Annotated in this window: 13 protein-coding genes; 11 read left to right on the top strand and 2 right to left on the bottom strand. The window is 72.9% G+C overall.

Translation table 11 applies throughout. The features are described 5' to 3' along the window. The first annotated feature begins 23 nt into the window (after positions 1 to 23). From ACGFJ2_RS48230 to ACGFJ2_RS48190, 9 genes are all read left to right on the top strand, one after another. Positions 24 to 1538: an ATP-binding protein gene (locus ACGFJ2_RS48230; protein WP_393480136.1), complete on the top strand. Its 1515-nt coding sequence runs from the start codon at positions 24 to 26 to the stop codon at positions 1536 to 1538. A 66-nt stretch (positions 1539 to 1604) separates the two neighbouring features. Continuing rightward, positions 1605 to 2003: a roadblock/LC7 domain-containing protein gene (locus ACGFJ2_RS48225; RefSeq protein WP_357953035.1), complete on the top strand. Its 399-nt coding sequence runs from the start codon at positions 1605 to 1607 to the stop codon at positions 2001 to 2003. Beyond that, positions 2000 to 2356, top strand: coding sequence for a DUF742 domain-containing protein (locus ACGFJ2_RS48220; protein WP_357953033.1), 357 nt, complete (start codon positions 2000 to 2002; stop codon positions 2354 to 2356). Before ACGFJ2_RS48225 ends, ACGFJ2_RS48220 begins: the two co-directional genes overlap by 4 nt. Next, positions 2334 to 2930, top strand: coding sequence for an ATP/GTP-binding protein (locus ACGFJ2_RS48215; protein ID WP_357645266.1), 597 nt, complete (start codon positions 2334 to 2336; stop codon positions 2928 to 2930). Before ACGFJ2_RS48220 ends, ACGFJ2_RS48215 begins: the two co-directional genes overlap by 23 nt. Further along, positions 2927 to 4123: a cytochrome P450 gene (locus ACGFJ2_RS48210; protein ID WP_357953029.1), complete on the top strand. Its 1197-nt coding sequence runs from the start codon at positions 2927 to 2929 to the stop codon at positions 4121 to 4123. The genes ACGFJ2_RS48215 and ACGFJ2_RS48210 overlap by 4 nt, the downstream gene beginning before the upstream one ends. Then, positions 4120 to 5343, top strand: a complete 1224-nt coding sequence (locus tag ACGFJ2_RS48205; RefSeq protein ID WP_393480131.1) for a cytochrome P450 — start codon at positions 4120 to 4122, stop codon at positions 5341 to 5343. Before ACGFJ2_RS48210 ends, ACGFJ2_RS48205 begins: the two co-directional genes overlap by 4 nt. 127 nt (positions 5344 to 5470) lie before the next feature. After that, positions 5471 to 6157 (top strand): gamma-glutamyl-gamma-aminobutyrate hydrolase family protein, encoded by a 687-nt coding sequence (locus ACGFJ2_RS48200; RefSeq protein WP_357953026.1) that lies wholly within the window; start codon positions 5471 to 5473, stop codon positions 6155 to 6157. Between the two features lie 9 nt (positions 6158 to 6166). After that, on the top strand, positions 6167 to 7081 hold the full coding sequence (locus ACGFJ2_RS48195) for an alpha/beta hydrolase (protein WP_357953025.1): 915 nt from the start codon (positions 6167 to 6169) through the stop codon (positions 7079 to 7081). Further along, on the top strand, positions 7078 to 7869 hold the full coding sequence (locus ACGFJ2_RS48190; protein ID WP_393480128.1) for an enoyl-CoA hydratase/isomerase family protein: 792 nt from the start codon (positions 7078 to 7080) through the stop codon (positions 7867 to 7869). The genes ACGFJ2_RS48195 and ACGFJ2_RS48190 overlap by 4 nt, the downstream gene beginning before the upstream one ends. Before the next feature lie 220 nt (positions 7870 to 8089). Here ACGFJ2_RS48190 and ACGFJ2_RS48185 read toward each other — a convergent pair whose 3' ends face one another. Next, positions 8090 to 9271, bottom strand: coding sequence for an acyl-CoA dehydrogenase family protein (locus ACGFJ2_RS48185; RefSeq protein WP_358194697.1), 1182 nt, complete (start codon positions 9269 to 9271; stop codon positions 8090 to 8092). 26 nt (positions 9272 to 9297) lie between these two features. Further along, positions 9298 to 9888, bottom strand: a complete 591-nt coding sequence (locus ACGFJ2_RS48180; RefSeq protein WP_393480124.1) for a class I SAM-dependent methyltransferase — start codon at positions 9886 to 9888, stop codon at positions 9298 to 9300. A 175-nt stretch (positions 9889 to 10063) separates the two neighbouring features. Between ACGFJ2_RS48180 and ACGFJ2_RS48175 the strand changes: the two genes are divergently transcribed. Both ACGFJ2_RS48175 and ACGFJ2_RS48170 read left to right on the top strand, forming a co-directional pair. Continuing rightward, positions 10064 to 11746: a sensor histidine kinase gene (locus ACGFJ2_RS48175; protein WP_393480121.1), complete on the top strand. Its 1683-nt coding sequence runs from the start codon at positions 10064 to 10066 to the stop codon at positions 11744 to 11746. Continuing rightward, a complete protein-coding gene (locus ACGFJ2_RS48170) occupies positions 11743 to 12465 on the top strand; it encodes a response regulator transcription factor (RefSeq protein WP_357953016.1) in 723 nt (240 codons plus the stop codon). Before ACGFJ2_RS48175 ends, ACGFJ2_RS48170 begins: the two co-directional genes overlap by 4 nt. Positions 12466 to 12564: the final 99 nt, after the last annotated feature.

The following is a 12564-nucleotide window of genomic DNA, read 5'->3' as shown; positions in this document are numbered from 1 at the left end:
AGACGCCGGCCACTCAGCCGCCGGTGACCCCCTCACCTCAGACGCAGTGGCTCTGGCCGGCGGCGCTGGCCCTGCCGGTGGTCGCCGCGTGCTGCGCCTTCGCCGCCCTGCTCCTCGACAGCCGCACCGGCGTCGTCTGGGCGTGCGTCGGCGCCGCGGCGCTCTCGCTCCTCGCCCTGGCCGCCGTGGCGGCGCTGCGCCAGGCGCACCAGGAGGCCCTGCGGACGATGAGCCGCCGCGAGAGCGCCATGCACCAGCGCGAGGCCGAGTTCCAGCACCACCTCCAGCAGCGCAACACCCAGTGGAGCAAGCACGTCGCGGCCCGCTCCAAGGCCCTGCAGGAGGCGGTCAGGCACCTGGTGGACAAGCGGATCCCGGCCGTGATCGCCCAGGGCGAGGTGCCCCCGCCGTACCAGAGCCAGGGGCTCGACGAGGACGCGGCCGAGCTGCTGGAAGAGGTGCTCGACGCGGTCGGCGAGGCCGCCGGGCAGGACCGCGAGCGGCAGGAGTCGCTGCGGCTGGCCCTGCTGGCGCTGGCCCGGCGCGTACAGACCTCCGCCCACCGCATCCAGGAGAACGTCTCGGTGATGGCCGAGCGCCATCCCGGCAACCCGGACGTGCTCGAGACCAGCATGCAGGTCGACCACGCCGCCGCCCAGCAGGGCCGCCACGCGCAGAGCCTCGCCGTGCTGTGCGGCGAGTGGCCGGGACAGCAGTGGCCCAAACCGCTCGCGCTGGTCGACGTGGTGCGGGCCGCCGCCTCCAGGATCGTCGCCTACAAGCGGGTGGAGGTGTCGGGCGACCCGGACACCGCTGTCGCGGCCCACGTGGTCGAGCCGCTCATCCACCTGGTGGCCGAGCTGCTCGCCAACGCCACCCAGTCCTCGCCGCCGGCGACCACGGTGCTCGTCGCGGTGCGCAACGTGCAGCGCGGCGCCGTCATCGAGATCGACGACGGCGGCGTCGGCATGGACGACCACCAGCTGGAGCAGGCGCGCGAAATCGTCTCCGGGCGCCGCTCCGTCGACGTGGGCGAGGTGGGGGAGATCCCGCAGACCGGGCTCGCGGTCATCGGGCACTACGTACGCCGCCACGGGTTCCTGGCCGACCTGCTGCCCTCACCGTACGGAGGGGTGCGCGCGGTCGTCCTGGTGCCCGGCCCGATCGTGGAGACGCTGGAGCCGGCCGAGGCGCCGCCCCGAGCCCGGCCCGCCCGCCACGAGGTCCGGCCGATCGACCCGGCCCAGGACCACTTCACCCAGGACCACCCCACGCTGGACGAGCCCGTGCCGGACGAGCCGATGCCGGACGCGCCCGCCGCCCTGGGCGAGCACGTCGCGGGGACGACGGAGGACACGGCGGGCGGCGGCGCGCTGCCGCGCAGGCGCTCACGCCGTGGTGAGGCGGGCTCCGACGCCGAGCGGCTCGCCGCGGCGGGACCGGCCGCCGAGCCGGCCGCCACCCCGGAACAGGCGGGCGAGTGGATGGCCGCCTTCTTTGACCACGACCCCGACGCAGGGGCACACGACGGCGGATGACCGGACAACGGCGGATGACGGACAACGGCGGATGACGGACAACGACAGATGACGAACGGGGTACCGATGCACCAAGATCAGGACTGGATGATCGCCGAGGTCGTCTGGGTCCCCGGGGTCCGCCACGTCGTCGTGCTCAGTTCCGACGGCCTGCTGAAGGCCCGCTCGGCCGGTACGGACAGGGACGTCGCCGACCGCCTGTCGGCCGCCTGCTCCGGGCTGCAGTCGCTGGCCCAGAGCGTGGGGCGCGAGTTCGGCGGCGGCAACAGGGCCGTCAGGGAGCTGATGGTGGGCTTCGAGGGCGGCTTCCTGTTCGCCCGCGCCGCCGGATCCGGCTCCCACCTGGTGGTCATCACCGATCCGGTGGTCGACCCGCGGCTCATCGCGCAGCAGATGCAGGCCCAGGTCATCAAGATCGGCGAGAGGAACTTCAGCACCCCCGCACGCCGGGCCGCGCGGCAATGAGCGGCGAGTACCACGACAGCGCGGTACGGCCCTACGTACTGACCCAGGGCCGGGCCCGCCCCACCCGCAACACCATCGGCCTCGACACCCTCCTCGTCGTGGCCGACGCCGGTAAGCCCCTGCCGCCCTCCGCCACCCGCCAGGCGCGTGACCTGCTGCGCATGTGCGGGCGGCTCCTGTCGCTGGCGGAGGCGGCGGCGCACCTCAAGCTGCCGCTGAGCGTGGCCGGGATCTTAGCCTCCGACCTGGTCGACTCCGGCCACCTGATAGCCCGCTCCCGCATCCCGGAGGCCGGGCGTCCCGACCTGACGACCCTCCAGGAGGTGCTCAATGGGCTCCGCCGGCTCAGCTGACCGCTACCTGCCCGACACCGTGCAGCAGGCGGTCAAGATCCTCGTGGTCGGCGACTTCGGTGTCGGCAAGACCACGATGATCGGCGCGGTCAGCGAGATCGAGCCGTTACGCACCGAGGAGACCATGACGCAGGCCAGCGTCGGCGTGGACGACCTGGCCGGGCTGGAGGGCAAGACCACGACCACCGTGGCCATGGACTTCGGCCGCATCACGCTCAGCCCGTACACCGCGCTCTACCTGTTCGGCACGCCCGGCCAGCGGCGCTTCTGGGACCTGTGGGCCGGCCTCGGCGAGGGCGCCGTGGGCGCGCTCGTCCTGGTCGACACCCGCCGCATCGAGGGCAGCTTCGAGGTGATCGACCAGCTCGAACTCCGCGGCGACCTGCCCTTCGCCGTCGCCGTCAACCACTTCCCCGACTCCGCCGACCACAGCGCGCAGGCGCTGCGGGAGGCACTGGACCTGGAGCCCGGCACGCCCATCGTGAACTGCGACGCCAGGAGCCGCTCCTCCTCGGTGGACGCGCTGATCACCCTTGTCGAGCACGCGCTCGCCCTGCAGAAGGGCCCTTCATGATCCCCCTCTCCGCCACCACGACCTGCCCCGACCCGCGCGGCGTCTTCCGCAGGCTGCGCCGCGAATGGGGCGACGTCGCCTGGGTGGAGCTGGAGCCGGGCGTCGGTGCCTGGCTGGTCATGGGCTACCACGAGCTGCTGACCATCACCCGGCAGGAGAAGCTGTACTCGCGCGACGCCCGCAACTGGCGGCTGTTCCAGGAGGGCGTCGTGCCGCCCGACTCGGGGCTGGGGCCGATGATGTTCTGGCGGCCCAACGTGATCGGCGCCGACGGGGCCGAACACCGCCGCCTGCGCCGCCCGATCGACGACGGGGTCGCCGCGATCGACCAGCGCCGCATGCGCCGCTCCGTCGAGTCCATGTGCCGCGAGCTCATCGAGGGCTTCGCCGACCGGGGCGGCGCAGACCTGGTGGGCGACTACGCGGCCGTCGTCCCGATGCTGGCCATCGCCGGCCTGTTCGGCCTCGACACCGGCCAGGGGCATGAGCTGCTGGCGGCGTTGCGCGCCCTGTTCGGCAGCGCCGAGGACTCCCAGGCCGGCAACAAGAAGTTCGAGGAGATACTCGGCGGCCTCCTGCGGGCCAGGAAGGAGACCCCGTCCGATGATCTGACCAGCCACTTCCTGGCCCACGCCGACCTGCGCGACGAGGCCGAGGTGCTGCAGTCGATGGTGGTGATGATCTCCGCCGGGCAGGAGACGACGACCACGTGGATCGCGCAGACCTTCCGGCTCATGCTGACCGACCCGCGCTTCGCCGGCCGGGTGCGCGGCGGCCGTCTGGGCGTCGACGACGCGCTGGACGAGGTGCTCTGGCGCGACCCGCCCATGACGAACATGCCCGCCCGATACGCCCTGCGCGACACCGAGCTGGGCGGCCGGCGCATCGCCCGCGGTGACGCGCTCGTCCTGGGCCTGGGGGCGGCCAACGACGACCCGCGCGTCCACGGCGGCGCGACGGAGATCGAGCTGGGCAACCGCGCCCACCTGGCCTGGAGCGCCGGTCCGCACGTCTGCCCGGCGCCCGTCCCCGCCCGGCTCATCACCCGCACCGCGGTGGAGACGGCCCTGCACCTGCTGCCCGACGTGCGCCTGTCCGTGGACGCCGCGGAGCTGACCCCGCACCCGTCACCGTGGACCCGCTGCCCCGCCTCGCTGCCCGTCCACTTCCGCGCGCTTGGAGACCGTTCATGATCCCTGTAGTCACCCTCGATCCCGCCGGGACCGACCACCACGGCGAGGCCGCCCGGCTGCGGGAGCTGGGCCCCGTCGTCCGCGTCGTCCTGCCGGGCGGCGTGGAGGCGTGGTCGGTCACCCATCACGCGCTGCTGGCCGACCTGCTGACCGACCGCAGGGTCAGCAAGGACTGGCACAACTGGACGGCCGTCCGTGACGGCCGCATCACCGACGACTGGCCGCTCATCGGCATGGTCAAGGTCACCAACATGGTCACCGCCGACGGGCGGGAGCACCACCGGCTGCGTAAGTTCGTCACCCAGACGCTCACGCCGCGCCGCGTCCAGAGCATGCGGCCGCGCATCGCCGGGATCGTCGGCGGGCTGCTGGACGACCTGCCCTCGCACGCGGCCGCCGACGGGACCGTCGACCTGCGCAAGCACTTCGCCTACCCAGTGCCGATGCAGGTGATCTGCGAGCTCGTCGGGGTGCCGGAGGAGGAGCGCCCGGAGCTGCGGGAGCTGGTGGACAGCATCTTCCGCTCCACCACCGCCCCGGAAGAGGTGCTCAAGACCCAGCGCGACATCTACCTGCTGCTCGACCGGCTCGTCGCCGCGCGGCACGCCGAGCCCGGCGACGACCTGATCAGCGACCTGATCGCCGCCCAGCGCGACGACCCGGAGCGGCTCACCGACGAGGAGCTGGTCGGCACGATGTGGCTGATGCTCGCCGCCGGGCACGAGACCACGCTCAGCCTGATCGTCAACGGCGCCCGCGCCCTGCTCACCCACCCGGACCAGCGCGCGCTGGCGGTGGCCGGCGGCGAGCAGACCTGGTCGGCCGTGGTGGAGGAGACGCTGCGCTGGGACGCGCCCATCGGCAACTTCATGGCCCGCTACCCGCTGGAGGACATCGAGATCGCCGGCGTCACCATCCCCGCCGGAGAGGCCATCCTGGCTCCGTACAGCGCGGCGGGACGCGACGAGGCGCACCACGGCCAGGACGCCGCGCGCTTCGACATCACCCGCGAGCAGCGCAGGCACCTGGCCTTCGGCGGCGGTCCCCACCTGTGCCTGGGCGCCCCGCTGGCCCGCCTGGAGGCCACCGAGGCGCTGCCCGCCCTCTTCCGCCGCTATCCGGGCCTGTCGCTGGCCGTTCCGTCCGCGGCGCTGGTCCCCGTACCGTCCCTGTTCTCCAATTCCGCGGCGGAGCTGCCGGTCTTTCTCACGGTGCGGTAATCACCCCTTATGCAGCAGGGATCTTCAGGAGAGGTGACATAACCGAAATGGTCTACGCCATGATGGGCGTGCGGCCGTCGTCACCACCGGCGGCGGCACGTACTCCACCAGGCACCCTGGAGATCGCATGTCCCGACCGCTGATCGGCATCACCGCCTACTTCGAAGCCGCCCGCTGGGGCGATTGGGTGCGGGAGGCGGTGCTGTCGCCCCCGTCCTACGCCAAGGCCGTCGAGCGCGCCGGAGGCGCCCCCGTGGTGCTGCCGCCGCTGAACCTGCACGCGATCGACGACTACGTACGAGGGCTGCGGGGCGTGGTGCTGGCCGGCGGGGTCGAGGTGGGCGGTAGCGCCTACGGCGAGGAACAGGACGAGCGGGTGCCCGAGGCGCAGGGACACCGTGACCGGTTCGAGCTGGCCCTGGCCCGCGCCGCCGTACAGGCCGACGTGCCGATCCTGGCCATCGACCGCGGCATGCACGTGCTGAACGTCGCCCAGGGCGGCACGCTGATCCCCTGGCTGCCCGAGGTGCTCGACAACGAGCGGCACGCCGAGCCGGGCACGCCGCACGTCATCCAGGTGAGCGTGTCGAGCAAGCTCGGCAAGGCGGTGGGCGACAAGGTCGAGGTGGTCGCGCCGCACACCCAGTCGGTACGCAGGCTCGGCAACGGGCTGCTGGCCGTGGCCTGGGCCGAGGACCAGATCGTCGAGGGCATCGAGCTGCAGGGCCACCGGTTCGGGGTCGGCGTGCAGTGGCACCCGGAGCGGGCCGAGGACGGACGGCTCTTCGACGCGCTCGTGGAGGCGGCCCGCTAGGCTTCGATCATGCCACTGCACCCCCAGGCGCAGGAGTTCGTCGAGCGCTACATGTCCGATCCCGGCCCCGGCCCGGCCGGGATGGACCTGGCCGAGATTCAGGAGGCCCGGAACCAGGACGGCCTCGCGCCCCAGCGCGGGCCGCTCACCCACCTGCCCTTCGTCCGCGACGAGAGCGCCGAGGACGTGCCCATCCGCGTCTACCGCGCCGACCGGGGCGACGGCGCGCTGCCCGTGGTGGTCTTCTTCCACGGCGGCGGCTGGGTGACCGGGGGCATCAAGCGCAGCGACGCGCTCGGCCGCGACCTGGCCATCCGCACCGGCGCGGTGGTCGTCTCCGTCGACTACCGGCTGGCGCCCGAGCACCCGTTCCCGGCCGCGGCCGACGACGCCTGGACCGTGGTGCGCGACATCTTCGCCCGCCCCGCCTTCTACCAGTGCGACGGCGGCGTCGCGGTGATGGGCGAGAGCTCCGGCGGCAACCTCGCCGCCGTGGCCGCCTGGCAGGCCCGCGACGCCGGGCTGAACCTGGCCCACCAGGTGCTCATCTATCCGGCGCTCGACGCGGCCATGGATTCCCCCAGCCACACCGAGTTCGCCACGGGCCTCGGCCTCGACGCCGAGGAATTCGCGTGGTTCCTGCGCACCTACGCCGGCCAGGCCGACCCGGCGGATCCACGGCTGTCCCCGCTGCGGCTGCCGTCCTTCGCCGGGCTGGCGCCCGCGACCGTGGTGACCGCCGAGTACGACGTGCTCCGCGACGACGGCGAGCGCTACGGCGCGCGGCTGGCCGAGGCCGGGGTGCCCGTCGAGACGCGCAGGTTCGACGGGGCGATCCACGGCTTCTTCGGCCTGCCCGGCCTGTTCGACCAGGCTGTGGAGGCCCGCGACTACGTGGCTGACCGGCTGCGGGAGGCTCTGTGACGTACCGGAACGCGTACGAGAAGCTGAAGATCGACACGCCCGCCGACGGCGTGCTGCGGATCACGATCAGCGAGCCGCGCAGGCGCAACGCCGTCGACATGACCGGCCACCGCGAGCTGGCCGAGATCTGGCGCGACGTCGACCGCGACGACTCCGTCCGGGCGGTGGTCGTCAGGGGAGAGGGCGAGGCGTTCTCCGCCGGCGGCGACCTGTCGATGATCGAGGAGATGACCCGCGACCACGCCACCCGGCTGCGCGTGTTCGCCGAGGCCCGCGACATCGTCTACAACGTGCTCAACTGCGCCAAGCCGATCGTCTCCGCCGTCCAGGGGCCCGCGGTGGGCGCCGGGCTGGCCGTCGCCCTGCTGGCCGACATCTCCGTCGCCGGGCGCACCGCCCGCATCATCGACGGCCACACCAGGCTCGGCGTCGCGGCGGGCGACCACGCCGCGATCGTCTGGCCGCTGCTGTGCGGGCTGGCCAAGGCCAAATACCACCTGCTGCTGTGCGAGCCCGTCACCGGCGCGGAGGCCGAGCGGATGGGCCTGGTGAGCCTGTGCGTCGACGACGACCAGGTGCACGACAAGGCGATGGAGATCGCCGTGCGGCTCGCGGCCGGCTCCCAGGAGGCCATCCGCCTCACCAAATACTCCCTGAACAACTGGCTGCGCATGGCCGGGCCCACCTTCGACGCCTCGCTGGCCATGGAGTTTCTCGGCTTCAGCGGCCCCGACGTGGTGGAGGGTGTGCGGGCGGTGCGCGAGAAACGGTCACCGGAGTTCGGCTGACCTGCGGTTTCACCCGCGCGCCCAGGGTAGGCGTGACCCTTGGACGGTGTGGAAGGGCTGCTGCCGCACCAGTGCCGGATCGGGCTTGTCCGCCGAGGCCGAGAACGCCGCCCCGGGAGACGAAGCCGCGGCCCGCGCCGGTCGCTGGTGCGCGTGGCAGATCGGCCACACCGTCGGCCACACCGTCGGCCACACCACGTCGGTCAGTGCCGTCGATCGGTCAGAAGCTGCGTGGCAGCCCGAGCACCTGGGTCGCGAGGTAGTTGAGCAGCAGCTCCTCCGTCACGGGCGCCACCTTCCCGATGCGGGCGTCCGTGAGCAGCCTGGCCACCGGATACTCCAGCGAGTACGCCATCCCGCCGTGCGTCTGGAACGCGGCGTCGGCCGCCTCCCACGCCGCCTGTGAGGCGGTGAGCTTGGCGATGTTGGCCTCGGTGCCGCACGGCAGGCGCCGGTCGAACGACCACGCCGCCTTGTAGATCATCAGGCGGGCCAGCTCGATCTTGGCCTTGACCTGGGCCAGCGGGAACGCGATCGCCTGATTGGCGCCGATCGGCCGGCCGAACACCTCGCGCTCCTTGGCATACTGCACCGCGACCCGCAACGCGACCTCGGCCCCGCCGAGCGCGGAGGCGGCGAGCAGGACCCGCTCGGGATTGAGGATGTCCCACAGCACCGCCGCGCCCTGATCGATCTGCCCCACCACACTGGAGGCGGGCACCCGGAGATCGTCGATGAACACCATGTTCGACGGCGTCGTGTTGGCGCCGAGCTTCGGGATCGGCTGGTAGGACAGCCGCCCGGCCGCCACCGCCTCCGGCACGTTCACCAGGAAGACGGTCAGCCCGTGCGTACGTGGCCTGGCCTCGGCCGCCGGGACGGTCCTGGTGACCAGCAGCATCCAGGTGGCCCGCTGCACGCCGGTGATCCAGATCTTCTGACCCTTGATCACGTAGTCGTCGCCGTCGCGCCGGGCCGCCGTCGTGATCGCCAGCGAGTTGGAGCCGGCGTCCGGCTCCGTCAGCGCGAAACACGTCTCCACCTCACCCGTGGCCAGCCGGGGCAGCAGCTCCGCCCGCTGCTCGGCCGTGCCGTGCCTGGCCAGGGTGAGCGCGCCGAACCCGGGTGTCAGCACGTACGTGAACGCCGAGCCGCCCGCCGCCCCCGAGGCGGCCAGCGTCTCCGTCGCCACCGCCAGCTCCAGCAGCCCCTGGCCGCCCCCGCCGAACTCCTCGGGTACGGCCAGACCCAGCCACCCGCCCTTGGCCAGCTCCGCCCAGACCTCCTCCGGCCAGCGCTTGTCCGCCTCGCACCGCTGCCAGTAATCAAGGTCATAACGTGCGCAGATGTCGCCGATGCCGCGCTGGACGGCCAGGGCGCTTTCGGGAAGCGTGAAATCCATCACACCATTGTAGAAGTAAGTTCTGTTCAGGGTCGCGGCCGGCGGGCGTGGAACACGAACGCCGGAGGCGCGTTGCGCCACACCGTACGGCCCCGCACGACCTCCTCGAACCGCTCGGCCAGCAGCGCCCGGAAGCGGCGCGCCGAGTTCAGCGGAACGGCGTGGATGTAGGAGAAGGTGGTGAACGCCCCCGCCGGGCTCAGCGTCGAGGCCACCGCGCCGAGCAGCCCGCGCTGCAGGTCCTCGGGGAAGGCCGCCCAGGGCAGCCCGCTGACCACCACGTCCGACTGCCGCAGGCCGCGCTCGCCGAGCAGGCGGCGCAGCTCGGTCGCGTCGTCGTTCGCGACGTCCACGGTGGGGAACCGCTCGGCCAACAACGCCGCCAGCGACTGGTTGACCTCCACGGCCAGGTGGTGGCCGCGCCCGCTCAGCCGGCGCTGGATCTCGGCGGTGAAGGGCCCCGTACCAGGGCCGAGTTCGACCACGGTCGGCTCGCCGCGTTCCGGCACCGGCGCGCAGACCGCCGCCGCGAGCCACCGTGAGCTGGGCGCGAGCGCCCCGATGGTGGCCGGAGCGCGCAGGAACTGGCCGAGGAACATTGCGGTGTCATTGGGCATACCACAAACGTAAGGGAGTTCTCGCCCCGATTTCGTCCCCCCAAGGGACGAAGCCGCGGCCACTTGGAGGAGACCGCCTCCTCCGGCGGGAGGAGCGGCGGGCGTCGGCGGGAGGTCCGGCTGTAGGTCCGGCTGTAGGTCCGGCGGGTGCGCGGCACCCGGATAACGTGGGCGCATGCGATGGCGTGGAGTGCCGCTCGACCTTGTGCTCGCGGCCGCGGGGACCGCTCTCGACGTGTTGCTGTCGGCCAAGGGCGGCGGCTCCGCCCTGCTGCCGGGCAACGAGGTGATCCCGATGGCCGTGGGCGTGGGCGCGCCCATGGGCCTGGTCCGGCGCGCGCCCCTGGCGGTGAGCCTCTACCTGGCCGCCTTCCTCGTCTTCACCGACCAGGTGGGGTCGTTCACCTCCAACACCGCCCAGATGCTGCTCTGCGTCTCCGTCGGCCTGGTCGCCTACCGCTCGCGCTGGCGGCCGACCTGCCTGGCCCTGGGCGTGGCCGTCGCCGCGACCGCGGTCAACCTGGCCGACCCGGGCATCGCGTTCACCACGAACGCGTGGATGTACTCGGTGCTCGTCCCCGCCCTGCCCGTTCTCATCGGCGCCTACCTGCGCGGCCCCGCCGGGCGGCTGAAGGACGCCGACCTCACCCCGGACGTGCTGCTGGCCGGTGGCGGAGTGGCCTTCACGGTGCTGAGCACCTGGACCGACTGGCACAACGGCACCCAGCCGGTCTGGGTCGTGGGACTGCTCGCGGTGCTGGGCGGGCTCTCCCTCGGCGTCGCGCGGCGCTTTCCCGGACTGGTGTTCATGTTCCAGAGCGTGCTGCTGATCGCCGCCGACCAGTATCTCAACGACACGGTCACCACCTGCCTGATCCTGACGCTGATCGCGCTCTGCGTGTTCGCGATGCGGATCGCCTCCTGGGCCTGGATCACGGTCACCTACGTGACCTGCACCATGCTCGCCTCGATCGCGATCGTCCAGGACTCGACCGAGGTCACCGCGTTCCGCGTCGCCGTCCTGATGGCCCTGGTGACCACACCCGTCGCGATCGGCCGCTACCTGGGCGTACGGCAGGCGGCCGCCGAGGCCGAGGGGCTGCGGCTGCGCGAGTCGGCGCGGCTGGCGGTCGCCCAGGTACGCGCCGACCAGCTCCTCGAGCGCGAGAACATCGCCCGCGAGGTACACGACATCGTGGCTCACCACGTGGGTGCCATGGTCCTGCGCGCCAGTGCCGCCCGCTACGCCGCCCCCGAGGGGCCGGTCGCCGACGCGCTGGCCGACATCCGCGAGACCGGCCACCAGGCGCTGGAGGATCTGCGCGGGCTGCTCGACGTGCTGCGCGACCCCGGCCGCGGCCCCGACATGGCCGCCGACCCCGCGGCCCTCATACGTGAGTCCGCCGAGCGGATGACCGCCGCCGGCCTCCAGGTCGAGCTGGAGCTCGACCCCGCCACCGCGCACGCCCCCCTCGTGGCCCGCGCCTCCGCGGCCCGCATCGTCCAGGAAGGTCTCACGAACGTGCTCAAGCACGCCGGTCCCGGCACTCAGGTGAGTGTCGCCGTCACCACTGCCGGCCAAGGGCTGACCGTACACATACGCAACGGCTCCCCGCCCACCACCATCGAACGCCTGCCCTCGTCCGGCCGCGGCCTGGCCGGGATGCGCGAGCGCGTCCGCGCGCTCGGCGGCACGCTGACCGCGGGCCTCGACCAGGACGGCGGCTGGCTGCTCACCGCGACCATGCCCACCGCCGCCCCGCACATCACCGAGCTGCACGCCACCGAGTACGTGGTCGGGCGCACGGGGTGCGTCACCGAGCGCTTCACCGGCGGCCTCACGGGAGGTGGCGCGTGATCCGCGTGCTGGTCGCCGACGACCAGGCGCTGGTACGCGCGGGCGTGCGCATGCTCCTGCAGGTCACGGGCGACATGGAGGTCGTGGCCGAGGCCGTGGACGGCGCCGAGGCCGTACGCCTGGCCGAACTCCACCTGCCCGACGTGATCCTGATGGACCTGCGCATGCCCAGGGTCGACGGGCTGGAGGCGAGCAGGCGGATCCTGCTGGCGCGGCCGGCCGCCAGGATCGTCGTGCTCACCACGTTCGCCGAGGACTCCAACGTCTACGCCGCCCTGCGCGCGGGCGCCGTCGGCTTCCTGGTCAAGGACGACGAGCCAGAACGCATGGTCGACGCCGTACGCAGGGCCGCGACCGGCGAGCAGCTCCTGGCCCCCTCAGTGCTGCGCCGGGTGGTCGCCCGCTTCCTGGCCGCCGAGGAGGCGGCGAGCGTACCGGTCCCCGCCGGGCTCACCGACCGCGAGCTGGAGGTGCTGGCGCTGGTCGGCACCGGCCTGTCCAACGCGGAGATCGCCGAGGAGCTGGGCGTCGGCGTGACCACGGTCAAGTCCCACGTCGCCGCCGCCATGGACAAACTGGGGCTGCGCAACCGGATCCAGGCCGCCGTCGTCGCCTACCGCACCGGCCTGGTGGACGCGGCGTTCCGCCCGGTACACCACCCCTTGCGCCAGCCCCTCCGCCACTCCCGCGGCGGCCCCCCGGGTGATCCCCTGAGCTGACCCGCACGCTGGCCGAGGCCCTTGACCCGCGCGCTGTTCGGGGGTCGCCGGGGTCCTGGTCGCGGCCGTCCGCTCGGGGTTGGCGGGGTCCTGGTCGCG

Origin of the sequence: Nonomuraea sp. NPDC049028 (assembly GCF_043197735.1) — a bacterium.
Taxonomy (GTDB): Bacteria; Actinomycetota; Actinomycetes; order Streptosporangiales; family Streptosporangiaceae; genus Nonomuraea.
This window is presented reverse-complemented; position numbering and strand designations above follow the sequence as displayed.

Coding starts and splice junctions, on each gene's coding strand:
- ACGFJ2_RS48225 (WP_357953035.1), top strand. CDS start 1,605: ATGCACCAAGATCAGGACTGGATGATCGCCGAGGTCGTCTGGGTCCCC.
- ACGFJ2_RS48220 (WP_357953033.1), top strand. CDS start 2,000: ATGAGCGGCGAGTACCACGACAGCGCGGTACGGCCCTACGTACTGACC.
- ACGFJ2_RS48215 (WP_357645266.1), top strand. CDS start 2,334: ATGGGCTCCGCCGGCTCAGCTGACCGCTACCTGCCCGACACCGTGCAG.
- ACGFJ2_RS48210 (WP_357953029.1), top strand. CDS start 2,927: ATGATCCCCCTCTCCGCCACCACGACCTGCCCCGACCCGCGCGGCGTC.
- ACGFJ2_RS48205 (WP_393480131.1), top strand. CDS start 4,120: ATGATCCCTGTAGTCACCCTCGATCCCGCCGGGACCGACCACCACGGC.
- ACGFJ2_RS48200 (WP_357953026.1), top strand. CDS start 5,471: ATGTCCCGACCGCTGATCGGCATCACCGCCTACTTCGAAGCCGCCCGC.
- ACGFJ2_RS48195 (WP_357953025.1), top strand. CDS start 6,167: ATGCCACTGCACCCCCAGGCGCAGGAGTTCGTCGAGCGCTACATGTCC.
- ACGFJ2_RS48185 (WP_358194697.1), bottom strand. CDS start 9,271: ATGGATTTCACGCTTCCCGAAAGCGCCCTGGCCGTCCAGCGCGGCATC.
- ACGFJ2_RS48180 (WP_393480124.1), bottom strand. CDS start 9,888: ATGCCCAATGACACCGCAATGTTCCTCGGCCAGTTCCTGCGCGCTCCG.
- ACGFJ2_RS48175 (WP_393480121.1), top strand. CDS start 10,064: ATGCGATGGCGTGGAGTGCCGCTCGACCTTGTGCTCGCGGCCGCGGGG.